Below are 23,471 nucleotides of genomic sequence, written 5' to 3'. Positions count from 1 at the left end.
AGTGATGCCGAGACGGACGAAGTCCGGCGCGCAAACTTGTGGGGTGTCTACAAGCGGTTCTTGAGCCCAGCTGGTCCGGACCGCGATTCGTTGTCGGCAGTGTCCGGTCGGTGACTCATCGGTGACCACCGGTGAAGCCCTGGGACCAGGCACGACCGCCGTGTCACCAGAGGCCGCGCGCCTTGGCCAGCCTGCCGACCGCCAGGCCCACCCGCAGCACGTGCGCGTCCCGCGCGTTGGACGGGGTGCGGCCCGTGAGTTCCGCCACCCTGCGCAGCCGGTACCGGACGGTGTTCGGGTGCACGTAGAGCTGGCGGGCGCAGTTCTCCAGCACGCCGCCGACCTCCAGGTAGGTGTCGACGGTCTCCATCAGCGACCCGCCCGCGTCCACCAGCGGCAGCACGATCCGCTCGACCAGCTGCCGCTCGGCCTCCGGATCGCCGGCCAGCGCCCGTTCGGGCAGCAGGTCACCGGCCGGGACCGGGCGCGGCGCGGTCGGCCAGGCCGCCACGGCGCGCAGCGCGGACATCGCGTCCGCCGCCGAGCGGTGCGCCTCGGCCAGGTTCGACACGGTCGGCCCGACGACGACCGGACCCTCGTCGAAGGCCTCGGCCAGCCGCGTCACCGCTTCGTCGTCGGAGCGCTCCTCGCCGGAGCTGCCGAAGACGACCACCAGCCTGGTGCCCTGGACACCGAGCAGCACCGGGCAGCCGAGCCGCGCGGCGCGGCTGCGCACCTGGTAGACGATGGTCGGCGGATCGTCGGACGGCGCGTTGCCGACCAGCACGGTCGCCTCCGAGGAGGGCTCCCAGCCCAGCGCCGCGGCGCGGGACAGCAGGGATTCCTCGGCGTCTCCGCGCACGATCCCGTCGACCACCAGCGCTTCCAGCCGCGCGTCCCACGCGCCGCGAGCCTCCGCGGCAGCCGCGTAGGAGGTCGCCGCGGCGAAGGCGATCTCGCGGGTGTAGCGCAGGATCGACTCGGTCAACATGGTGCGTTCGTGCTGCTCGTCGGCCAGTTCGGGGAGCTGCTGCTCGAACACGTCGATGGCGACCCGCACCAGTTCGAGGGTCTGCCGGAGGCTGACCCAGCGGGACAGGTCTCGCGGCGCGGCCCGGAAGGCCTCGGCGGTCAACCGGATCGCCTCGGTCGGGTCCTGCAGCCAGGCCACGAAGTTGGCCACGCCGGTCTGGGTCACCAGCAGCACGCTGGCGCGCTGGTCGGCGGGCATCCGGCGGAACCACGGCAGCCGCTGCTCCATCGCGCTGACGCTCGACCCGGCCAGCCCGCCCGAAGCGCGCTCCAGGCGGCGGAGCGTGGGCGCGGAGATCTGCCGCTGCGCACCGCTATCCCGCTCACCTGCGCGTTCGGTACTCATGCTGTCAGAATCGCACGCCGCCGATCAGCCCAGTGCGGCCACCGGTCGGCGGTGCGCGCGGGCTCACAGTCCCACGGGTGTTGACTCGGTGTGATTTGTCTTAATCCATTCGAGTAACTAAATCGCCCGTTCGAGGCGGTCTTTCGGTTTGTTCCTCAGCCGAATAGCAGAAACGATCACCCATCAAACGTCTCCCTTAGGCTTTTCCGAGGTGAAATCGTGGATACCTTGCAAACGGGGTTGGCACAGGCGTGGGCCAACATCGCCACATTCGTTCCCAAGCTCGCCATGTTCCTGGTCGTCCTGCTCATCGGCTGGCTGATCGCGAAGGCGGTCTCGAAGGCAATCCAGGTGGCCTTCGTGCGGCTCGGCTTCACCCGGCTGCTCAAGCGCGCCGGGCTGGCCGACATGGCGGCCAAGACGCAGGTCGACCTCGGCGGACTGCTGATCAAGGTCGTCTACTACTTCATCCTGCTGATCTTCCTGCAGCTCGCGCTCGGCGCGTTCGGCCCCAACCCGGTCAAGGACCTGATCGACCAGATCGTCCTGTTCCTGCCGCGCGTGCTGGTCGCGATCGTGCTGGTGCTGGTGGCCGCCGCGGTGGGCCGCGTGGTCGGCGACCTGGTACGCGGCGCGCTCGGCGGCCGCCCGGTGGGCGGCGTGCTGGCCAAGATCACCTTCGGTTTCATCGTGGCCCTCGGCGTGATCGCCGCGCTGAACCAGATGGGCATCGCGCTCACCGTGACCACTCCGATCCTGATCACCGTGCTGGCCACCATCGGCGGCGTGATCGTGGTGGGCGTCGGCGGCGGCCTGATCGGGCCGATGCAGCAGCGATTGGGCAAGTGGCTGTCCGGCGTGGAGAAGCAGTTCAGCACGCCCAACGGCACCAAGAACGGCGCGGAGCCGACGGAACAGGTCGCCCCGAACACCGGAACCAGCGGGCTGTAGAAAGCGGGAAGGCGCGCTGAACGGCTCCGCGCACCACGAATAGGGAAAACTCATTCGATGGTCGAGGCTCACCCGTTGGGTGGGTCTCGACCATTTTCACGCACTTGGCCGTGGTCGCCCGCATTCGATCGAGACACCATGAGGGAACGGATCAAGCCAGGAGAGTGATCAGGTTGGCATTGCCCCTCGTCTGGCTGGCGGACGCGTTGCGCGCGGTCGGGCTGGCGGTGGTCGAAACCGATGGCTGGCGGGAGCGCACCGCCTCCTCGGGACCGCAGCCCGCGCCGGTCGGCGTGCTCGAGCACCACACCGCCACGCCCGCGTCTTATGAGAACCCAGCGCCCAGCGTCCAGCTGTGCATCGACGGCCGTCCGGACCTCGCCGGTCCGCTCTGCCACGCGGTGATCGGCTTCGACGGGACGGTGCACGTGATCGCGGCGGGCCGCGCGAACCACGCGGGCGAGGCGAAGGAGTCCGGCCCGAACCCGGGAGGTGACGGCAACACCCTCTACGTCGGCTTCGAGTGGGACTACCAGGGCGTCGACCAGGGGCCGAGCCCGGAGCAGTACTCGGCGGCGCTGAAGGCGACCCGCGCGGTGCTCGAGCACCTGGGCCGTCCGGCGGACGCCGCGCGCGGCCACAAGGAGACCAGCGTCACCGGCAAGATCGACCCCGGCCACGTGGACATGGACCGGTTCCGCGCCGACCTCGGGAACAAGGACCAGGAGGACCAGATGAACCCGGAACAGGACGCGATCCTGCGGCGGCTGGAGCACGAGCTGCTCGGCCCGCGCGGGCCGAACGGCGAGATCCAGGGCTGGCACACCGAGGTCGGGCCGCGCACCATCGTCGCGATGCTCGTCGACCTGGTGAACACCGTGATCGGCAAGGAGCAGGCGCCGGAGATCCCGCCGCAGACAGGCGCGGGCGACCCGGAGGCGATCAAGAAGGCGTTCCAGGCGCTGCCACCGGACCAGGCGGCACCGCTGCTGGCCGAGCTGGTCCGCATCCAGCAGGACCGCCAGCTCACCCCGGAGCAGTACGCCGAGCGCGCTCAGCAGTAGCGGCAGCAGAACCCGGAGCCCCGCGCCACCGCACAGGTGTCGCGGGGCTCCGGCGTTCCGGGAGGATCAGGTTGCGACGCGCTCTCGGCGGCGGAGCGTCAGGATTCGCGCGGGGCGCGGCGTCGGGCGGCGCGTTCGTCGCGGCGGTCCAGCAGGCGTTTGACCAGGGCCGGCTGCTGCTTCAGGGCCTCGGGTTCGTCCAGCAGGCGGTTCAGCCGCTGGTAGTAGCGGTTCGGGGAGAAGCCGAAGCGCTCCTGGATGACGCGTTCCTTGTTGCCCTGGTACTGCCAGTGCTCGAGCTCGAAGGCGAGGATCGCGTGATCGGTGTCGTTCATCCGGCGTCCCCCTCCTCGACGAGCTGCTGATCGAGTCTACCGGTGGGGGCACGCCTGTTCGATCGGCCGTCCGGAGGGCGTCGGTCACACCGCCGCTTTCGCGCGGAATCGCAGTCGCCGCATCGCGATCAGGTGCCCGGTCAGCGCCGTCCCGGCCAGCAGCGCCACCAGCCCGGACACGCCCGGCCAGCCGAACTGCGCGAAAGCCCGCACCCCGAGCCACGACCCGGCGCTGCCACCGAGGAACGCGCAGGTCATGTAGGCCGTGTTGAGCCTGCTGCGGACCTCCGGGCGCAGCGCGTAGATCCGCACCTGGTTGGCGACCATGCCCGACTGCATCGCGACGTCGAGCAGCAGCGTGCCGAGCACGAGCGCCACCATCCCCGCGATCCCGCCGGAGGCACCGACGACGAGGACCGCGGCCGCGACGATCGCGCCGATCATGCACACCAGGTTGACGGCGTCCGGCCCCCGCCGATCGGCCTGCCGGCCGGCGATCGGGGTGCAGAACATGGTCGCCGCGCCGACCACCGCGAGCGCCCCGACCGCCGGTGCCCCGAGCCGGTAGGCCGGGCCGGTGAGCAGCAGTGCCACGCCGGTCCAGACGGCGGTGAAACCGGCGAACACCATCGCCTGGTAGAAGCAGGAACGGCGCAGCTCGGGTTCGGTGCGCAGCAGCCGCAGCGATTCGCCGAGCAACGCCGGGTAGCGCTGCGCCGACGGCGGTGCCGTGCGCGGCACCGCGAACGCCAGCACCCCGGCGGTGATCAGGACGAGCACGGCGGCCACCAGGTACGGGGCGCGCCAGCCGAGCCAGTCGCCGAGCAGGCCGCCGAACGCGCGGGACAGCAGCATCCCGCCGATCGACCCGCTCAGCAGCATCCCGATGACTGCGCCGCGCCGCTCCTCACCGACCAGCCCCGCGGCCAGCGGGCTGACCAGCGGCGCGATCACGGTCGTGGTGCCGATCAGGGCGCTGGCGGCCACGAGCGGCGGGAGCGCGGGAGCCATCGCGGCGGTCAGCAGGCCCAGTCCGGTGGCGACGAGCAAGCACGCGATCAGCGGTCGGTACGGCACCCGGTCGCCCAGCGGCACCAGCAGGAAGATCCCGACCGCGTAACCGAGCTGCACGGCGGTGGCGACCAGCGCCGCGGCGTCGGGCGGCACGTCGAGCCCGACCGCGACCAGCGGGCTGATCGCCTGCGGGAAGTAGATGTTGCCCACGCTGATCCCGCAGGTCAGCGACAGCAGCAGGACGAGGAGGCGGCTCATTCCGCGCGCAGGTGGTCCAGCAGGTTCGGTCACCTGCGGAAGATCCAGCGCGCACCGGCGCTCGCGCAACCGTTTTTCGCACCGCCCAGTGGTGTGATCCAGCACACGTACGCACCCGGGAACAGATCGACAGGCGCACGATGTTGCGCAGAACGAACGAAGTCGTGCGCTCCGGGGCTCGGTGAAAATCCGAACCGGCGGTGAAAGTCCGCGAACCGGCGCCTCCCCAACGAGGTGTCGGCCGATCCGGTGGAATTCCGGTACCGACGGTGAAAGTCCGGATGAGAGGCAGCGCACGGGTGGCCAGGGCGGAGCTGTAACCACAGCCGGCTGCGCCCTCGCGCTGCTCGCGTACCCCGGTGTGCACGTCGCCGGTGGGAGGAGCGGGCGTGCGGACTGTCGCGGAATGGTTGCTCGGCAACGGGATCACCGTGCTGGGCCAGCAGATCTCGTGGGCGGAACTCGTCGGGCAGCTGTGCGCCCTGGCCGTGGTCTTCCTCGCCCAGCGCAGAACCCTGGCGACCTGGCCGGTGCAGGTCTCGGCGACGGTGCTGCTGTTCGCCGTCTACGCCTCGGCGCACCTGGGCGGGTTGGCCGTCCGGCAGGTGATGATCCTGCTGATCTCCGTCTACGGCTGGTGGGCCTGGAGCCGTCGCAGCGATCCCGTCTACGGCGTCGTGGTGCGCAAGGCCAGCGGCGTGGAGCGGCTGATGCTGATCGGCGCGCTGGCCATCGGCACGTCCGCGTTCGCGCTGCTGCTGTCCGCGCTGGACGCCTCGTGGGCCCCGTGGCCGGACGCCTGGATCTTCGTCGGCACGCTCGTCGCCTTCTGGGCGCAGGGCCGCGGTCTGGTCGAGTTCTGGCTGGTGTGGCTGGCCGTGGACGCGGTCGGCGTGCCGCTGCAGATCGCTTCGGGACTCCACTTCAGCGCGGCGATCTACGTGGTGTTCGCGGCGCTGGTGATCCACGGATGGTGGAGCTGGAACCGCACGGCGCGCGTGCAGCGCGCCCGGAAGGCCTTAGCTGTCAAGGCTTGACTCCTGATGTTCGGCGATGGTGTATACGCAGTGATCACAATCGCCGAAAGGGGTCGAAATGGGGCGTCTCGCGCGAAGCGCGGTGGTTCCGCTGGCGGTCTGCGCTCTGCTGGCAGCGCCGATGGCGTCCGCGCAGGAGCGGACCGCTGCACCCACCACGGGTTTCGAGCAGAGCGACGGCAGCCGGTGGACCACACCGGAGGAGGAGTCGGAGTTCCTGCGGGCCGTTGACGAGGCCGGCAGGAACGTCTCCATCGAGCAGATCGGCGCGAGCACGCAGGACCGCCCGCTGCGGCTGGTCCGCGTCGGCGCGCCGTCGGCCCGCACCACCGTCCTGTTCACCTGCTCGCAGCACGGCGACGAGCCGTCCGGCCGCGAGGCCTGCCTCAGCAGCATCCGCGACCTGGGCTTCTCCGAAGACCCGGCGGTGCGCCAGTTCCTGCGCACGACGAGCGTCCTGTTCGTGCCGAACGCCAACCCGGACGGCAACGTCGCCGACACGCGCGAGAACGCCAACGGCGTGGACATCAACCGCGACCACCTCGCGCTGAAGTCGCCGGAAGCGCGGGCCCTCGCGAAGGTGCTGCGCGACGAGCAGCCCGACGTCGTGCACGACCTGCACGAGTACGGTGCGAAACCGCCGTACTACGTGAAGGACTTCCTCGCGCTGTGGCCCCGCAACCTCAACACCGCCGAAGGCGTGCACGGGGAGTCGGAGCGGCTGTCCGAGGAGTACGTCCGGCCCGCGGTCGAGGACATCGGGTTCTCCACCGGCGTCTACGGCATCTGGACCGACCCGGAGACCGGTGAGCCGATCAAGCAGGTCGCCGGCGACGGGCAGGAGCGGATCCTGCGCAACACCACCGGCGTCAAGAACGCCATCGGCCTGCTGGTGGAGACCCGCGTGGACCCGCTGACCGAGGAGGAGCAGGCGGATCCGGCGGTGAACAACCACCGCCGCGTGGACTCCCAGCTCGCCGGGATCACCGCCACGCTGCGGATGATGTCCGAGCGCCGCGACGAGATCGCGACCGCGACGACGCAGGCCCGGCTGGCCGGCCTGCGCGACCAGGGGCCGGTCTACTTCGGCGGCGCCGACAACGAACCGCCCGCGCCGGAGAAGGTCGACGAGAACCCGCCGTGCGCCTACCGTCTGACGGCCGACCAGTTCGGCGAGGTGCGCGACGAACTCGACCTGCACGGCGTGCGCAGCGTCCCCGCCCCGGACGGCGGGCGCGTGGTGCCGATGCGTCAGGAGGCTCGCTCGCTGGTCGCCCTGCTGCTCGACTCCCGCGCCGAGTTCCGCCTCACCGACGGGCAACCGCTGTCCTGCTGAGCCGTTGCCGTGAGCGGCGACCACCGCCGCTCACGGCACCCGGACAGTCCGGATCATCCGGACGGCACTGTTCATCCGGCGGCCATGCGCGAGCGCTCTGCCGTTCGGCCGCGCCGATGAAGATCGGTCCGACCACCACATCTCTGGGAGGATCGAAAGTGCCCGGAAATTCCCTGTCCCGCCGGTCGGTGCTGCTGAGCGGCGCCGTGCTCGCCGCAGCCGCGCCCGCCATCCCCGCCGCAGCTTCCGAACTCCGCGGCGTCGGCCGCCCGATGCGCCCCGGCCAGCTGTTCACGCTCGGTGTCGCATCGGGTGAGCCGCTGCCGCACGGCGTCGTGCTGTGGACCCGGCTGGCCCGCGATCCGCTGGCCGAGAACGGCCTCGGCGGCATGCCGGACCAGGCGATCAAGGTGAACTGGGAAGTCGCGACGGATGAGCGGTTCAAGAACGTCGTGCAGCGCGGGCAGGCCGAGGCCTCGCCGCGGTGGGCGCACAGCGTGCACGTCGAGGCCAACGGCCTGCGGCCGGGGACGGAGTACTTCTACCGGTTCCGCGCCCGGGGCGAGCTCTCGCCGGTCGGCCGCACCCGCACCGCTCCGGCGCCCGGCACGCTCGGCGCGCTGACCATGTGCTTCGCCTCCTGCGCGCACTACGGCGAGGGCTTCTTCACCGCCTACCGGCGGATGGCGGAGGACGAGCCGGGCCTGATCCTGCACCTGGGCGACTACCAGTACGAGTACGCCGACAACCCGTCGAAGAACGTGCGCAAGGTGGAGGGCCCCGAGACCGTCACGCTGGCCAACTACCGGCAGCGGCACGCCCAGTACAAGACCGACCCGGACCTGCAGCTGGCGCACGCCACCGCGCCGTGGCTGGTCGTCTTCGACGACCACGAGATCGAGAACAACTGGGCCGCCGAGATCCCGGAGGACAAGTCCGAGACGCCGGGGCAGGCGTTCCTCGATCGCCGCCGCGCCGCGTTCCAGGCCTACTACGAGAACATGCCGCTGCGGTGGGAGTCGATGCCGCAGGGCGACGGCATCCGGCTCTACCGGCGCCGCCAGTGGGGCTCGCTGGCGAACTTCCACATGCTCGACACCCGCCAGTACCGCGACAACCAGGCCTACGGCGACGGCAACAAGCCCGACGGCCCGGACCTGAAGGTCCCGGAGCGCACCATCACCGGCAAGGACCAGGAGGTGTGGCTGCTGGACGGGCTGCGCCAGTCGCGGGCGCGGTGGGACGTGCTCGGCCAGCAGGTCTGGTTCGCCCAGATGGACCACGACCCGGGCCCGGCGAAGATCCTGCCGATGGACGCCTGGGACGGCTACCAGGCGTCGCGCCAGCGGATCAAGGCCGGTTTCGGCACCACCCGCAACGTCGTGGTGCTCACCGGTGACGTGCACTCGCACTGGGCGGCCGACCTCAAGGACGACTTCGACGACTCCCGCTCGCGCACCGTCGCCGTGGAGCTGACCACCACCTCGGTCACCTCCGGCCGCGACGGCGCGGACACGAACGAAGGCGGTGACAAGCTCAAGGCCGCCAACGAGCACGTGCACTTCTACAGCGCCCGCCGCGGCTACGTGCGCACGAAGTTCACCCCGGAGCAGGTCCGCGCCGACTACCGGGTGCTGCCGTACGTCTCGAAGCCGAACGCCCCGGCGACGACGGCGGCCAGCTTCATCACCCAGGACCGCGACCCGGGCCTCCACGCGGTCTGACCCGCGGACTCCCAGGACGACGGCGGGGGCACCTCCGGTCGGAGATGCCCCCGCGTCGATCAGGCGAGCCCGGCGTCCGAGGTCTGCGGTCCCGCGGCCTGGACGTCGTCCAGGCGGTAGCGGCGGGTGGCCTCGACGACCTTGGACTTGTCCACCTGGCCGGCGCGCGCCAGCGCGGCCAGCGTCGCGACGACGGTGGACTCCGCGTCGACCAGGAACACCCGCCGCGCGGCCGGGCGGGTGTCGGAGAAGCCGAAGCCGTCCGCGCCGAGGCTGACCATCTCGCCCGGCACCCACGGCCGGATCAGGTCCGGCACCGCGCGCATCCAGTCGCTGACCGCCACGACCGGCCCTTCGGCGTTCGCCAGCACCCGCGTCACGTGCGGCACCTGCGGTTCCGCCTCCGGGTGCAGCAGGTTGTGCCGGTCGGCGGCCTCGGCCTCGCGGCGCAGCTGCGACCAGGACGTCGCCGACCACACATCGGCTTGCACGCCCCACTCCTCGGCGAGCATCTGCTGAGCCTTCAGCGCCAGCGGCATGCTCACGCCCGAGGTGAGGATCTGCGCCTTCGGCCCGGTGCCGCCCGGCGCCGCCTGGTAGCGGTACAGGCCGCGCAGCAGCGCGTCGACGTCGAGGTCGGCCGGCTCGGCGGGCTGCTGGTAGGGCTCGTTGTAGACGGTCAGGTAGTAGAAGACGTTCTCGGCGTCCTCGCCGTACATCCGCCGCAGGCCGTCCTTGACGATGTGCGCCACCTCGAACGCCCACGACGGGTCGTAGGCCACCACCGCCGGGTTCGTCGCCGCGATCAGCTGGGAGTGCCCGTCGGCGTGCTGCAGGCCCTCACCGGTCAGCGTGGTGCGCCCGGCGGTCGCCCCGAGCACGAACCCGCGCGCCATCTGGTCGGCGGCGGCCCAGAAGCTGTCGCCGGTGCGCTGGAAGCCGAACATCGAGTAGAAGATGTAGACCGGGATCATCGGCTCGCCGTGCGTGGCGTAGCTGGTGCCCGCCGCGGTGAACGACGCGGTCGACCCGGCCTCGTTGATGCCCTCGTGCAGGATCTGCCCCTTGTCGCTCTCCCGGTAGGCCAGCATCAGCTGGTAGTCCACCGGCGTGTAGAGCTGGCCGAGCGGGTTGTAGATCTTCTGCGACGGGAACATCGAGTCCATGCCGAAGGTCCGCGCCTCGTCCGGGATGATCGGCACGATCCGCGGCCCGATCGCGGGATCCTTGGCGAGGTCCTTGAGCAGCCGGACGAACGCCATCGTGGTGGCGACCTCCTGCTTGCCGGAGCCCCGCTTGATCACCTCGTAGACCTTGTCGCCGGGCAGCACCAGCGGCTTGGCCCTGGCCCGCCGCTCCGGCAGGTAGCCGCCCAGCTTCCGGCGCCGGTCCTGCAGGTACTGGAGTTCCGGCGCTTCCTGGCCGGGGTGGTAGTACGGCGGCAGGTACGGGTCGAGCTGGTCGTCGGAGATCGGGATCCGCAGGCTGTCCCGGAACTGCTTCAGGTCGTCCAGGGTCAGCTTCTTCATCTGGTGGGTGGCGTTGCGGCCCTCGAAGTGCGGGCCGAGGCCGTAGCCCTTGATCGTCTTGGCCAGGATCACGGTCGGCTGGCCGTGGTGCTCGGTCGCCGCCTTGTACGCCGCGTAGATCTTGCGGTAGTCGTGCCCGCCGCGGCGCAGGCCCCAGATCTCGTCGTCGGAGAGGTGCTTGACCATCTCCTTGGTGCGCGGATCGCGGCCGAAGAAGTGCTCCCGGACGAACGCGCCGTCGTTGGCCTTGTAGGTCTGGTAGTCGCCGTCCGGGGTGGTGTTCATCAGGTTGACCAGCGCGCCGTCGCGGTCGGCGTGCAGCAGCGCGTCCCACTCGCGGCCCCAGATCACCTTGATCACGTTCCACCCGGCGCCGCGGAAGAAGCCCTCCAGCTCCTGGATGATCTTGCCGTTGCCGCGCACCGGCCCGTCCAGCTGCTGCAGGTTGCAGTTGATCACGAAGGTGAGGTTGTCCAAGCCGTCGTTGGCGGCGACCTGCAGCAGCCCGCGCGACTCCGGCTCGTTCATCTCACCGTCGCCGAGGAACGCCCACACCCGCTGCCGGCTGGTGTCCTTGATGCCGCGATCGTGCAGGTAGCGGTTGAACCGCGCCTGGTAGATCGCGTTCATCGGGCCAAGCCCCATGGAGACGGTGGGGAATTCCCAGAAGTCCGGCATCAGCCGCGGGTGCGGGTAGGACGGCAATCCGCCACCCGGCCCCGCGTGCGAGTACTCCTGGCGGAACCCGTCGAGCTGATCGGCCGACAGCCGGCCCTCCAGGAACGCGCGGGCGTAGATGCCGGGGGAGGCGTGGCCCTGGATGTAGAGGTGGTCGCCCCCGCCCGGGTGATCCTTGCCCCGGAAGAACCAGTTGAACCCGACCTCGTAGAGGCTGGCCGAAGAGGCGAACGACGAGATGTGGCCACCCACACCGACGCCCGGGCGCTGCGCCCGGTGCACCATCACCGCAGCGTTCCACCGCATCCAGGCGCGGTAGCGGCGCTCGGTCTCCTCGTCACCGGGGAACCAGGGCTCCTGCTCGGTGGCGATGCTGTTGACGTAGTCCGTGCTGGTCAGCGACGGGATGCCGACGCCGTTCTCCCGGGCGCGCTGCAGCAACCGGAGCATCAGGTAGCGCGCGCGCTGCTGCCCGTGACCGGACAGCACCGAGTCGAAGGACTGCAGCCACTCCTCGGTCTCCTCCGGATCGATGTCCGGCAGGTAGGAGGCGAGACCGTCCCGGATGACCCGCACCCGCTGGGTGGGGACGGCACCGGCGTCGTTGTTGAGCGGGGACAAGAGGAACTCCTCGACTGCTTCGTGGCCGTGGCAGGTGTTCGAACAGTGATGTCGAACACTGTCATCGTCCCCCATTTCGGCCACGGATGCGTGCACCGACAGCGGCCGCGCCGCGGACCAGGCTGTTGGTGCGAGGTCTACCGGTCTACAGTCATGGCCTGACCGCTGCTGCGGCGTGTCGTGCCGTCAGCAGTTGCGCCGAGGGCGGTCCGCAGTGTTCGCTATCGGCCATATCTGAAAGCTGTGCGGTGCCAGCGGCGCCGCGCCGGTGCATTGGAGGAGTGAGCAAACCGTGGTCGCCGCGGGAGACGCCGGTAAAGGCGAAGCCGACGTCGCCGAGAGGCTCGATATCGAGCCCGAGATGGTTGTCCAGGAAATCGGCTGGGACGAGGATGTCGATGATGATGTCCGGGCCGCGATCGAGGAGCGTTGCGGGAGCGATCTGCTCGACGAAGATGCCGACGAAGTGGTCGATGTCGTGCTGCTGTGGTGGCGCGAAGACGACGGCGACCTGACGGACACTCTTCTCGACGTCATGACACCGCTGTCCGACGAAGGGGTCATCTGGGTGCTGACCCCGAAGACCGGCCGGGATGGGTCCGTCGACCCGGCCGACATCACGGAAGCGGCATCGACGGCGAATCTGGCCCAGACGGCCAACGTCACCGTCAGCGATGGGTGGAAGGGCACCCGGCTGGCCCTGCGCTCGGCGAAGGCCAAGCGCTGACGGTCGAGGACGTCCAGCACGTGGGCACCGGTGGCCGCCATCGGTGCCCACGTTCGTCTGTTCGGTGTAGGTTCGGCGAGGACATGGTCACGTCGAACAGGAGGGTTCGCTCATGACGGTCGAGGTCGGTGCGCAGGCGCCGGACTTCACGCTGCCGGACTACAACAAGGAGTCGGTCTCGCTGGCCGATTTCCGCGGCAAGAAGAACGTCCTGCTGGTCTTCTACCCCTTCGCGTTCAGCGGGATCTGCCAGGGCGAGCTCTGCCAGGTCCGGGATGACCTCAGCGATTTCCAGAACGACGACGTCCAGGTGCTCGGCGTCTCGGTCGACTCCCCGTTCGCGCTGAAGGCGTGGGCGGACAAGGAGGGCTACACCTTCCCGCTGCTGTCGGACTTCTGGCCGCACGGTGAGGTCGCCAAGGCCTACGGTGTGTTCAACGAGGCGGCCGGCATGGCCAACCGCGGCACGTTCCTGATCGACACCGAGGGCGTCGTCCGCTTCGCGGAGGCGAACCAGCCGGGCGAGGCCCGCGACCAGGAGGTCTGGAAGAAGGCCCTGGCCGAGCTCAAGGCCTGATCCGGCGAGCACCAGGTGGCCGACCGGGTGCCCGGTTCGCCCCGACCCGGAGGTAAGGTGTCGGCGGTGATCAACCGAGCCCCCGGCCCGGACGGCCACCACCCAGGGCGCATAGCTCAGCGGAAGAGCACTTGCCTTACAAGCAAGGGGTCGTAGGTTCGAACCCTACTGCGCCCACCACTCGCGAAATCCTCCGATGGTTTCGCCGTGTCCGTCGATCAGCGGTCGGTACGTGGTGAGTACCTCTGGTGCAGCAGCTGCAGCGTTGCGAATGCTCGATCGACTTTGTGGGCCGCGCCTGGAACTGCGGCCCGCCAGTCTTTGAAGAGTTCGTGTTCCGACTTCATGTGTAGGTCCGGGGTGACTGTCGCGATGAGTTGTGCGAGGCCGCGTGCAGCCGGACTCGTCGGATGCTCCGCGCAGTAGTCGCACAGTTCCAGAAGAGTGCGCAACGAGTGCAGTCGAGTCCGTTCTTCCAGGAAAACGCGCCGGAACAGGATGGCCACCAAGCGCGCATCTGGATCGCCGAACCTTTCGGCCGACGGTACTGAGGACAAGGAGCGGAGGTAGCGCGTTTCGCGAGCCAGGCCGAGAGCGGCTTGCGCGCAGTCCAAGCCCACCGTTCGGAGGTTGTCGCGCTGCTCGCCGCCCTTGCGTCGCCGAGAGAAGGGCTTGGTCCAGTGCACCAGTGCTTGGAGCACGAGCGTGCGGTTTTCCGCCCTGTCCAACAACGACATGACCCCGGTCTTGACGGCATTGTGCAGGCGAGCGTTGCTCTTGCCGATCTTCTCCAGCTGTTCCAAAGCGAAATCAGGTCGATGGACTCCGTAGTCAGTCGCGTAGACCAGGGCGGCCGTCCACTTGCGGTGGAAGCCCTCTGCGCCTGAGCACCAATCACGTAGCATCGGTTCGACCAGGTGCTTCGTGCCCGGGTCGTCCGCGAAGCGTCCCAAGATTTCGGCGGCCAGCGCATTGGCATGGGTGGACTGCTTGCGGGCGAGGGCGTTTATGTGTTCCAGCGGGTTGCTGTTCGGCACGTTGACGAGCACGTCGTGCAACGCCTTTGCGCAGTACCACCGGAACTCGCGATCCGCCTGCTTGGCCATCCAATCGACGATGACCGGTCGCAACAGGTCGTACTCCTGCCATGCTCGGCGAAAGGCTTCCTGGGCCCACCGGGATCTCCGGAAGTGGACGGTTTCCTTGTAGAGGTCCAGCCCGTCGGCGTGCCGGTGTCGTGCGGTCGAGGCACTCAGGTTGAAGAGAATCTGGCTCTTGCTGAACTCGAATATCTTTCGGCGTTCCAGTCGTACTCCGTCGGGGAAGTCGCTCTTGGCTATCAACTCCTCCAAGTCCTCGGCAGATGCCATGACGTCGTCATAGGTCCGGTTCTCGAAAACGGAGATGGCGACGATCATCGCGTACTCGATGGTGCCGTGTTTCTCGCGGAACCAGCTCTCCACCGAATTGCGGAGGTCGCGCGAGGTGTCCGCAAGGGCTTCGTCCCGTTCTCTCTTTCCGGAGTGGGCCTCCCACGCTCGGATGGCAACGAATTCGGCCTCGTTCGGGGCTGAGTCGGAAGGCAAATTGGCTCGGAAACCCTCGTCGAGGACTTCCTCCGCCTCCTGCTCGCCGAGTTTGTGCTGTGACTGGAGGAATGACAGCGCCACCTGCGTGGGGTTCGGTTTGCCGAGTCTTTCCTCGAACTTCTTCAGCTCGGGATTCTCGTGGTTTCCGGTGATTACCACCACGAAGCTGCCGTTCTGCGCAGCCCATTCAGCGACGCGTTGGGCGGAAAGGCCCGTGACGTCCTTCTGCCACTGCCTGTCCGCCCCTTCCCAGATGTAGCCTTCGTGCCATTCGGGCTCGGAGCTGCGGATGCTGTCGAACGAACGTCGTTCGTTGAGTCGCGAGATGGAGCGTGCCCCGCACTCGACCAGGAGTCGTACGCTCGCCAGCGACCGGCCGGTGCCATCGCCGCGCAGGAATATGAGGTGGTTGCGCTGCAGAGTGGCAATTGCTTCGTTGAACCCGGGGCAGGGCACGAAATGGTGTTCGGCGCGCTTTATCTCCTCGACCGAAACGCGGCTGTCGGTCAACGGGGGTTTCTGGGATCCCGAGTACCAGTTGTAGACGTTGTAGTCGCCGTTGAACGTACCGGTCTGGACGCCGTTGTTGGTCTTCCCGGCCTTGTTCGCGGTGCTCGGCGTTGTCGACCCGGGCTGCGGCCCATCCACCGGGTTGGCGGATTCTTCAGATCTTTCGGCGTGCTGTTCGGGCTGGGGCGCTGCCGGACTCATCGTTGCCCCCTGTTCAGATTGATGCCTCCGTTCACGACGCCGGCCTGGATCCCGGTGTTCGTCCCGCCCACGTAGTTGCTCACGTTGACGTTCGGCGTTGCGTAGATGTTGTTCCCGTCGCCGGACAACTGGTGGCCGTGAACTGTGCCGCTGTTGTTGATGGAACGCTCACCCCAACCGGTCGCGAGCTGGTCGGCCGAGGTGGGGGGAGTCTCCGATGGCGAAACCCCGGCAGTCGCATCGACGATCTGCTTGGGGTTCACACCGGCCACGCGAACCCAGCAACGTTCATCGAACTCGTTGTGCTTGATCTGCACCGGCGCGAACTCGTGACGGTCTACGGACCTGGTGTAGTCGCCTCCGAAGACCGTCTTGTGCGCACCTTCCGACAGAACGAGCGCTGTGGTGAACCGGTCACCGCTGACGTGTGCCTGGCAGTGCTCCACGACGTGTTTGAAAGTGGCTGCTCCGAGCAGGCGGTTGACGTCGATGTTGGGACGGTAGAAGCCGCGTTCTCGCGGCAGCGGTCCCACGTGGAGGGCGAGCCGCAGCCTGATCTCGGGTTTGGCGGACTGGTTGTGCGCCGTGAGGAGGCCGTCCAGTGCGTTGACCATGTCGACCAGCGCGGGAAGGAACCTGCTCGGGTACGTGCGCATGAATCCGTCGCCGGTGAACTGTTCGTCGACGGCTGCGTCGCCGCTGATGCCGACCGCGTGCAGCGCGGCTTCCGCCAGTCGGCGGACCAGAACCGGGATGCCGGTGAGGTGCTCCGGCGCATTGCCTCCTGATCCGATGGTGTCCACTGCCAGCACAGCGCAGTGCTCGGGCATCAACGCTGGTTTGGTCTGCTCGGACAATGTTCGCTCCGTCCAGTCGGGTCGGGTCGCTCGTGACTGAACGAAGTTTCCGTGCCTCCGTGTGGGGGCATCTCCCTGGTTTCAGGGATTTTCTCGTGGTTGCTCGATCACTTCAGGTAGTCGCACGTTGAGGTCTCGCGATGAGCTCGCGGAGGCGCTGAGGAGATGGCAGCACGTACTTGCGCCAGTGGGTGAGCACGAGTCCGCGCGCGGTGAGATCTTTCAGCACGGAGTCGACCGTGGTTTCGCCCGCTCCGATGCACTGGGAGAGGTCTTTCCGGCTCAGCCCGGTGATTGCGATGCCTTCATCCGTGGCCTGACCGAGCGCTTCGACCCACGCCAGCAGTTGCCGGGCGACCCGGGTCTGGACGTCCTGGGAAGCGAGGCTCACCTGTCGGTGATCAGCCTTGCGAAGGCGTTCGGCGAGGACGGAGTACAGCACGCGCAGGATTCTCGGGTTGCGCGTCAGGAAGTCCTGGAACACTCGACCCGAAATCCGGGTCGCTTCGACCGGCATGAGCGCTTCCACCGAAGCGCTGCGTTGTTCGGCGAAGAGGACTCCTTGCTCGCCGATGAGCTCGCCAGGGCCGTAGATGCCTGCGACCAGATCTCTCCCGTTTCCGGGGAGGATTACTTTTGCCAGGCCGCGCTCGAGCAACAGCACGTGATCGCTGGGGGTTCCCGTCGTGAAGAGGAACTCGTTGCGGCTGAAACTCCGTCGCAACCCCAACTCGCGCAGTTCTGCGCAGATCTCTTCGCCTGCTCGGGTGGTGAACGTATTCCGGTGGAGCGCGTACCCCGAGTTGGCGTCGATCTCATCTGCCTTGGTGTCCACCAGCTGATGGTCCAGTTCTGGTGATCAGCTCTCTAGCGCCCTTCGAGCGATCGTGTACGGCCAGCCGTGTGGGGTAATTCGGCCTATCGCGTGTTGAGGTAGGTGTTCGCCAGCTCGTGGAGTCTTGTTCTGCTGAAGCTGGGTTCGTGGCCTGCGTGCACCACCTTCAATTCCAGGGTGCGGAGGCGGTTCATCGTGGCCCGGTAGGCGGTGGGGTCGCTGCCGTGGAGGTCGTCCAGGAGGAGTTCGTCGTAGATGACGTCTCCGGAGAACAGGGTGCCGTTCTCCTCGTCGAGGAGGGCGATGCTGCCCGGGCTGTGGCCGGGCAGGTGGAGCACGCGGAGGACTCGGTCGCCGAGGTCGATCTCGTCGGCTTCGGCGAGGGTCCTTGTCACCCGTGCCGGGCGGAGTTCGTAGTTCTCGACCTGGTAGCCGGGTTCGGGAATCGCATCGATGAGGACGGGTGGCAGGGCGGCCACCAGGGCTTCGCTCATGCCGATCCGGGTGGCCAGGTTCCCGGTCATCAGGGAGCCGCGGCCCGCGGCTGCGGCTGGTTCGGCTTCGTGGGCCCAGACCTCGGTGAACTCGTGGGCCGAGCCCATGTGGTCGGGGTGGGCGTGGGTGAGCACCACGACCGGTTCGCGATCGGTGCTCACCAGACCGGGCAGGGAGGCGCGCAGTGACTGGACGCCGAGGCCCGTGTCGATCAGCAGGTCGCGGCCCCGGCCGCGCACGTGCCAGGTGTTGGAGCGCAGGAACGGGTGCACGTGCGGTTCGGTGATCAGGGTGATCGCCTGATCGATCCGGGTCGCGGTGAACCACTGCCGTGCCACCGGCAGCGGCGTTGCCGCGGGCGTGCCGCTGCTGTTCGCCTGGCCATCCTGGACATCGGCAGCTTCCACCGGGACGCTCCTGCCTCGCGCACTCAGCTGGTGCTGCCGAGTATGCCCGAATCGATCAACGGGTCGCGGAGGACGATCGCTGGTCGCGGGCGGTTCGGAAGTGGGCGTTCGCTTCGGCCACGTCGACTATCGGGGGTGGGTAGCCGCGGGCTTCTCGCTGTTCGGGGTCCATGTGGTTCGGGTTGTGGAGTGCTCGTGTCGGGAGGTCGGCCAGTTCTGGGAGGTGGCGGCGGATGTAGGTGCCCTCGGGGTCGTAGCGCTGGGCTTGGCGGGTCGGGTTGAGGACTCTGTTCGGGCGGGTGTCGGTTCCGGTGCCCGCCATCCACTGCCAGTTCATGTTGTTGTTCGCGATGTCTCCGTCGACCAGGAGGTTCAGGAAGTGCTGGGCGCCGAGGCGCCAGTCGAGGTGGAGGGTCTTCGCCAGGAAGCTCGCCGCGATCATGCGGGTTCTGTTGTGCATCCAGCCTTCTGTCGCGAGTTGGCGCATTCCCGCGTCGACGATCGGGATGCCGGTGCGGCCTTCGCACCAGGCCTGGAACGCCTCCGGGTCTTCGCGCCACCGGTCTCCTCGTGGGCGGTAGTCGCGGTGGCCGGCGGCGGGGCGGGCTGCCAGCACCTGGTGGTGGAAGTCGCGCCAGGCGAGTTGGCGGACGAACGCGCGTTCCGGTTCGCTGTCCCCGGCCTGGTCGATGAGTTCGATCGGGGACACGCAGCCGAAGTGCAGGTATGGCGATAGCCGCGATGTCGTCCCGCCGTCCAGGTCGCCGTAGTCCGCGACCCCTTCGGCATACCACCGCTGCACGAGATCGCGGCCTGCGGTTTCGCCTCCGGGTGGCAGGTCCGGGGACAACTCACCTGGGCAGAGCTCCTCGCGGGTGGGCAGCTTCCCGGTGCGCATCCGCGGCATCCGCAGTGCCTCCGGCGTGGCCGCGATGGGTCGGAGGGGCGTTGCTGACCAGCGGCGGAAATACGGAGTGAACACGGCGAAGTGGTCCTTGCCGCTCGGGGCGAGGTGGCCTGGTGGCTGCGCCGTCACCACGGCGTCGTGGACGAGCAGGGCGCAATCGTTCAGGGCCTGGCGCAGGCTGTTCTCGCGGACCTGCGCATATGCGCTGACGTCGGCGGCCACGTGGACCTCGGTCGCGCCTACCTCGTCGACCAGACGTGCTACCTCGGTCGCGGGAGCACCTGCTCGGAGGACCAGCCCGGCGCCGAGTTCGCGGAGCGAACCGCGGAGGTCGCGGAGGCAGTCCAGCAGGAAGGCGGTGCGGTTGGGGGCGGAACGGCGGAGCACGGCTTCGTCGAGCACGAACAGCGGAACCACTCGATCGGCCTGTGCGGCGTGCTGGAGGACAGGGTTGTCGTGAACCCGCAGGTCGCGGGTGAACAGGCAGATCGCCGTGCGCAATGGCCTCGACCCCGTCTCACGAGCGGAATTCGGCCGAGGCTACCAGCGGGCGAAGCATCGGGCCGTGGTCGAGCGCCGCTGCGGCGTCACACGCTAGCCGTCGCCGTCGCCGTCGCCGTCGCCCGGTCCGGAACGGTCTGCCGCAGAGTCCTGGGCGACGAGAAGCTGGGAGAACCTGGTCGAGGCCAACGACCACTGCGGAGTAGATCTCCATAACAGCGACGACTGAACCACAACCGGAGTTTCGTGATCGATCGGCCTCCGATGCGTGTTCTGGAACGGCTCGTCGTCCTGGTCCGCGACGAATTCCGTTCGTTCGTCGCGGACCGGGTAACGGTAAATCCCCGTTCGGCGGTTCCGAAGCCTGATCGACTGCCGCTATGGATTGTTTGTCTGTTCTCGGGGAGGGCTGATGGCAGAGACGATCGTGCGGTCGGGCGACGACGCGAAGCGCCGTCTTCTGGAGCTGGGGCTCAGGTTGGACTACATCGACGAAGCGATCAGAGCTGGTGTGGAAGCCCGTCGGCCGAGGAACGATTTCGAGCCGAAATCCGCCTCCGGCCTCAAGGACTGGATCGCACGGGTTGGTGCACTTAGAGAGCACGTGGTGAGTGGAGCACGCTGGTGCTACGCGGACCCGCACAACGTGCCTTTGGTCTACGCACCGGACAAGAGCAGAGCGTTGGGGGTACTCCTCGGTGATGAGAACACCGGGAATGAAATGGTCCGCGAAGGTCCTCGCAGCAAATACCCACGGGGACGAGTTTCTGCGCAGGCCGCTGCGGCGGAGGACCAGCTGGCCTTCTTCGGCGTCGGCGGAGAAGGCAGGCGCGGTCGTTTAGAGGTTTCCGATCTGGTCGCGATGGATGTGTGGCTGCTGGTAACGCGCCTGGTGGAGGTTCGAGGCGCACCGGAAGGCGGCGATCAGATCCTGGTCAACCGCGAGGTGTCGTTGGCGGGCCCGATCGAACCCGGCGAACAGATCACCTTCTGGCAAGAGCGGCTGGTGTTCTCCCCTCAGCGGTTCGAGGCGCCGATGGTGCTGCCCGAGGGACCGGAAGATCCTGATGAGATCGACGTTTACGTCCGTGCACGTTGACCGGTACCCGATGAGCGAGATGCCCCGGCATGGACAATGGTCGGGTCATGCTATCGCCAGCACGCCTCGCCTTGGCCCGCCAACGCCGTGGGCTTACGCAGGCTGAGCTGGGGCGTCGTGCTGGCCTGTCCCCGCGTCGTGTCAGTGACTACGAGCGTGGCCACCTCGTCCCGGACCAGAGCACGGCTGCGGTGCTAGCCGACGTTTTGGGGTTTCCAGTCAGGTTCTTGACCAGACCTGAGCCGCACGAGCTCGCCGCGGCGGCGGTCTCCTTCCGCGCGCGGAAGAAGCTCGCCGCGGTCAAGCGGAACGCTGCGATCAGCTCCGCCGTGCTGGCGATCGAGTTCAACCAGTGGTTGGAACGGCATTTCGATCTCCCCCAATCAGCAGTGCCGACGCTGGCCGGGATGTCCCCGGAGGCCGCAGCGGGTGTCGTACGTGCTCAGTGGGGCGTAGACCTACGACCCGTGCGTAACGTCGTGCACCTGCTTGAGTCGCGGGGGGTGAGGGTGTTCGCCTTGGACATCGACCACGTCGAGGTCGACGCGTTCTCCTTCTGGCACGGTCGTCGTCCGTTCGTCTTCCTCAACACGCTCACCTCTGGCGAACGAGGACGGTTCGACGCTGCGCACGAACTTGGACACCTAGTGCTCCACTCGGGCTGCCACGAGCTCTCGTCCCAGCATGCCGAAGATGAGGCGAACCAGTTCGCCAGCGCCTTCCTCATGCCGCGCACCAGTGTTCTCTCCCGAATGCCTTTCGGAGCGTTGACGAGCGATATCATCGAAGGCAAGACGATCTGGAACGTCTCGGCGATGGCACTCGCGCATCGGCTCCATGACCTGGGCATGCTGACGGATGATCAATACCGGTCGGCGTGTGTTGCGCTCGCGCGCTCGGGCTACCGCAGCACGGAGCCGGATGGCGTGGGGCGCGAAGCCTCCCAGTTGTTGACCAAGGTTCTACGCTCGCTCCGCGCTCAGCGCATCACCCTCGCCGATGTGTCGGCCGAGCTCTGCATCTCACTGGAAGATCTTGGAAGTTTGCTGCTGGGGTTGACGATCACAGGCGTAGCGGCTTCTGGGATCGAACGGGGGCACCGCACTGGGAGTGCCGCTGGGCGGCCACGACTTTCGCCGGTAACCCCGAGCTGATCCACCAGGCCTAAGGCCCTGGGTGATCTCTGCGACATCGATTCGTGGGCGTTAACGGTACTCGCCGCGCACAGTCCTCGACCCGGAATCGCAGCTCGCGGTACACAAAGGTTCCCTCTCGTGCTGACGGCCGCGTGGCCGTGGGTGAAGTCGGGTAGCCGGGTGTGGATGGGGAGTGGGGAGTCGAAGTTGTGCCTGGTGACCGGGGCCACCGGTTACGTGGGCGGGCGGCTCGTGCCGCAGTTGCTGGTCAACGGGTACCGGGTGCGGTGCCTGGTGCGGACGCCGGAGAAGCTCCGCGATGTTCCGTGGCGCGATCAGGTCGAGGTGGTGCGCGGGGACCTGTTCGACGAGGACGCGGTGCGCGCGGCGTGCGACGGCGCGGATGTCCTGTACTACCTGGTGCATTCCTTGCAGCAGAAGGGATACGGCGATCTCGACCGGCGTGCGGCGGCCGGTGCCGGGCGGGCCGCTCGGCAGGCCGGGGTGTCGCGGATCGTCTACCTCGGCGGAGTGCATCCCGCCGGGAAGTTGTCGGAGCACCTGCGGTCGCGGGCCGAGGTGGGGGAGACGTTGTTGCGCAGCGGCGTGCCGACCGCTGTGCTGCAAGCCGCCGTGATCATCGGTTCCGGTTCGGCCAGCTTCGAGATGCTGCGGTACCTCACCGAGCGGTTGCCCGCGATGGTCACGCCGCGCTGGGTGAGCAACCGGGTCCAGCCGATCGCCGTGCGGGACGTGCTGCACTACCTGGTCGCGGCGGCCGACCTGCCCGGCGAGGTCAGCCGGGCCTTCGACATCGGCGGCCCGGACGTCCTGACCTACGCGCAGATGATGCGCACCTACGCCGCGGTGGCCGGGCTGCCCCGGCGGGTGATGGTGCCGGTGCGGGTGCTGTCGCCGGAGCTCAGCTCGCTGTGGATCGACATCGTGACTCCGGTGCCGCGCAGCATCGGGGTACCGCTCATCGAATCGCTGATCAACGAGGCCGTCTGCGCCGAGCACGACATCGACGACCACATCGCGCGCCCCGAGGGCGGCCTGACCGGGCTCGCGGACGCGATCGCGCTGGCGTTGCGCCGGATCCAGCGCGGCGAAGTGGAGACGCGGTGGTCGGACGCGTCACCGGTCAGCGCCCCGTGGGAGCCGATCCCGTCCGACCCGGCGTGGTCCGGTGGCACGGTCTACCGGGATGTGCGCGAGCGCGTCACAGACGCGCCGCCGGAAGCCGTTTGGCGCGTGGTGGAAGGCATCGGCGGCCGCCACGGCTGGTACTCGTTCCCGCTGGCCTGGGCGGTTCGCGGCTGGATCGATCGGCTGCTGGGCGGAGTCGGGCTTCGCCGCGGACGGCGCGATCCGCAGCGCCTGCGCACGGGTGACGCGCTGGACTGGTGGCGGGTCGAAGAGCTGGCGGAAGGACGCTTCCTGCGCCTGCGGGCGGAGATGAAGGTGCCGGGTCGAGCGTGGCTGGAGCTGTCGGTCGAACCGGAGGACGGCGGCACCCGCTACCGGCAGCGCGCGGTGTTCATCCCGCACGGCTTGCTGGGGCATCTCTACTGGTGGGCGGTGGCGCCTTTCCACGGGCTGGTCTTCGGCGGGATGGTGCGCCGGATCCTCGGTGCTGCGGGACGCGCACCCGCCGGGAAGCGCGGGGCCACCTCGGCGGAGTCGCTTCGATGAGAACGAGGCA

The 23,471-nt window shown here is 68.4% G+C and carries 19 protein-coding genes, 1 tRNA gene, 1 pseudogene and 1 riboswitch; of the genes and pseudogenes, 12 read left to right on the top strand and 9 right to left on the bottom strand.

Features of this window, described 5'->3' with window-relative positions:
* Window positions 1–163 precede the first annotated feature (163 nt).
* On the bottom strand, window positions 164–1,378 hold the full coding sequence (locus ATL45_RS04430) for a PucR family transcriptional regulator (RefSeq protein WP_177241967.1): 1,215 nt from the start codon (window positions 1,376–1,378) through the stop codon (window positions 164–166).
* A 219-nt stretch (window positions 1,379–1,597) separates the two neighbouring features.
* Here ATL45_RS04430 and ATL45_RS04425 point away from each other — a divergent pair, with 219 nt between their 5' ends.
* Window positions 1,598–2,329, top strand: coding sequence for a mechanosensitive ion channel family protein (locus tag ATL45_RS04425; RefSeq protein ID WP_246025164.1), 732 nt, complete (start codon window positions 1,598–1,600; stop codon window positions 2,327–2,329).
* A gap of 173 nt (window positions 2,330–2,502) precedes the next feature.
* Complete coding sequence (locus tag ATL45_RS04420) at window positions 2,503–3,393, top strand: peptidoglycan recognition protein family protein (protein ID WP_093151853.1); 891 nt, start codon at window positions 2,503–2,505, stop codon at window positions 3,391–3,393.
* 98 nt (window positions 3,394–3,491) lie between these two features.
* Here the strand turns inward: ATL45_RS04420 and ATL45_RS04415 are convergent, their stop codons facing one another.
* On the bottom strand, window positions 3,492–3,728 hold the full coding sequence (locus ATL45_RS04415; RefSeq protein WP_093151851.1) for a DUF3263 domain-containing protein: 237 nt from the start codon (window positions 3,726–3,728) through the stop codon (window positions 3,492–3,494).
* Between the two features lie 84 nt (window positions 3,729–3,812).
* A complete protein-coding gene (locus ATL45_RS04410) occupies window positions 3,813–5,033 on the bottom strand; it encodes an MFS transporter (protein ID WP_246025163.1) in 1,221 nt (406 codons plus the stop codon).
* Window positions 5,034–5,164: 131 nt separating this feature from the next.
* Window positions 5,165–5,297, top strand: a riboswitch (FMN riboswitch).
* Between the two features lie 92 nt (window positions 5,298–5,389).
* On the opposite strand from ATL45_RS04410, the gene ATL45_RS04405 reads away from it, so the two are divergent.
* The 3 genes from ATL45_RS04405 (at window position 5,390) to ATL45_RS04395 (ending at window position 9,097) form a co-directional block, all read left to right on the top strand.
* Window positions 5,390–6,037, top strand: a complete 648-nt coding sequence (locus tag ATL45_RS04405; RefSeq protein ID WP_093151847.1) for a nicotinamide mononucleotide transporter family protein — start codon at window positions 5,390–5,392, stop codon at window positions 6,035–6,037.
* Between the two features lie 58 nt (window positions 6,038–6,095).
* The gene (locus ATL45_RS04400; protein ID WP_093151845.1) at window positions 6,096–7,373 is read left to right on the top strand and encodes a M14 family metallopeptidase; all 1,278 of its coding nucleotides are present in this window, start codon (window positions 6,096–6,098) and stop codon (window positions 7,371–7,373) included.
* Between the two features lie 158 nt (window positions 7,374–7,531).
* Complete coding sequence (locus ATL45_RS04395) at window positions 7,532–9,097, top strand: alkaline phosphatase D family protein (protein WP_246025162.1); 1,566 nt, start codon at window positions 7,532–7,534, stop codon at window positions 9,095–9,097.
* A gap of 59 nt (window positions 9,098–9,156) precedes the next feature.
* Here the strand turns inward: ATL45_RS04395 and aceE are convergent, their stop codons facing one another.
* Complete coding sequence (gene aceE, locus ATL45_RS04390) at window positions 9,157–11,925, bottom strand: pyruvate dehydrogenase (acetyl-transferring), homodimeric type (protein WP_093151840.1); 2,769 nt, start codon at window positions 11,923–11,925, stop codon at window positions 9,157–9,159.
* Window positions 11,926–12,217: 292 nt separating this feature from the next.
* On the opposite strand from aceE, the gene ATL45_RS04385 reads away from it, so the two are divergent.
* The 3 genes from ATL45_RS04385 to ATL45_RS04375 all read left to right on the top strand — a co-directional run bounded on the left by ATL45_RS04385 (window position 12,218) and on the right by ATL45_RS04375 (window position 13,409).
* Window positions 12,218–12,652, top strand: a complete 435-nt coding sequence (locus tag ATL45_RS04385) for a DUF3052 domain-containing protein (RefSeq protein ID WP_093151838.1) — start codon at window positions 12,218–12,220, stop codon at window positions 12,650–12,652.
* A 112-nt stretch (window positions 12,653–12,764) separates the two neighbouring features.
* Window positions 12,765–13,229 (top strand): peroxiredoxin, encoded by a 465-nt coding sequence (locus ATL45_RS04380; RefSeq protein WP_093151835.1) that lies wholly within the window; start codon window positions 12,765–12,767, stop codon window positions 13,227–13,229.
* A 105-nt stretch (window positions 13,230–13,334) separates the two neighbouring features.
* Window positions 13,335–13,409 (top strand) — tRNA-Val (locus ATL45_RS04375).
* Between the two features lie 38 nt (window positions 13,410–13,447).
* On the opposite strand, the gene ATL45_RS04370 is transcribed toward ATL45_RS04375, so the two are convergent.
* The 5 genes from ATL45_RS04370 to ATL45_RS04350 all read right to left on the bottom strand — a co-directional run bounded on the left by ATL45_RS04370 (window position 13,448) and on the right by ATL45_RS04350 (window position 19,531).
* A complete protein-coding gene (locus ATL45_RS04370; RefSeq protein ID WP_143121616.1) occupies window positions 13,448–15,529 on the bottom strand; it encodes a hypothetical protein in 2,082 nt (693 codons plus the stop codon).
* Window positions 15,526–16,386 (bottom strand): hypothetical protein, encoded by an 861-nt coding sequence (locus tag ATL45_RS04365; protein WP_093151829.1) that lies wholly within the window; start codon window positions 16,384–16,386, stop codon window positions 15,526–15,528. The genes ATL45_RS04370 and ATL45_RS04365 overlap by 4 nt, the downstream gene beginning before the upstream one ends.
* Before the next feature lie 112 nt (window positions 16,387–16,498).
* Entirely contained in the window at window positions 16,499–17,221 is a 723-nt protein-coding gene (locus ATL45_RS04360) for a Crp/Fnr family transcriptional regulator (protein WP_093151826.1), read from the bottom strand.
* Between the two features lie 83 nt (window positions 17,222–17,304).
* Window positions 17,305–18,123: an MBL fold metallo-hydrolase gene (locus tag ATL45_RS04355; RefSeq protein ID WP_211841175.1), complete on the bottom strand. Its 819-nt coding sequence runs from the start codon at window positions 18,121–18,123 to the stop codon at window positions 17,305–17,307.
* 55 nt (window positions 18,124–18,178) lie between these two features.
* Window positions 18,179–19,531 (bottom strand): cryptochrome/photolyase family protein, encoded by a 1,353-nt coding sequence (locus ATL45_RS04350; protein ID WP_093151823.1) that lies wholly within the window; start codon window positions 19,529–19,531, stop codon window positions 18,179–18,181.
* A 412-nt stretch (window positions 19,532–19,943) separates the two neighbouring features.
* Here ATL45_RS04350 and ATL45_RS38275 point away from each other — a divergent pair, with 412 nt between their 5' ends.
* The 4 genes and pseudogenes from ATL45_RS38275 (at window position 19,944) to ATL45_RS04335 (ending at window position 23,461) form a co-directional block, all read left to right on the top strand.
* A complete protein-coding gene (locus tag ATL45_RS38275; RefSeq protein WP_143121615.1) occupies window positions 19,944–20,630 on the top strand; it encodes a hypothetical protein in 687 nt (228 codons plus the stop codon).
* Window positions 20,631–20,659: 29 nt separating this feature from the next.
* A pseudogene (locus tag ATL45_RS40215) lies at window positions 20,660–20,845 on the top strand (helix-turn-helix domain-containing protein); the annotation flags it as partial.
* Window positions 20,846–20,857: 12 nt separating this feature from the next.
* Entirely contained in the window at window positions 20,858–21,784 is a 927-nt protein-coding gene (locus ATL45_RS04340; protein WP_246025161.1) for an ImmA/IrrE family metallo-endopeptidase, read from the top strand.
* A 168-nt stretch (window positions 21,785–21,952) separates the two neighbouring features.
* Window positions 21,953–23,461 (top strand): SDR family oxidoreductase, encoded by a 1,509-nt coding sequence (locus tag ATL45_RS04335; protein WP_093152534.1) that lies wholly within the window; start codon window positions 21,953–21,955, stop codon window positions 23,459–23,461.
* The last annotated feature ends 10 nt before the right edge of the window (window positions 23,462–23,471 follow it).

Origin of the sequence: Saccharopolyspora antimicrobica, assembly GCF_003635025.1 — a bacterium.
GTDB lineage: Bacteria > Actinomycetota > Actinomycetes > Mycobacteriales > Pseudonocardiaceae > Saccharopolyspora > Saccharopolyspora antimicrobica.
This window is presented reverse-complemented; position numbering and strand designations above follow the sequence as displayed.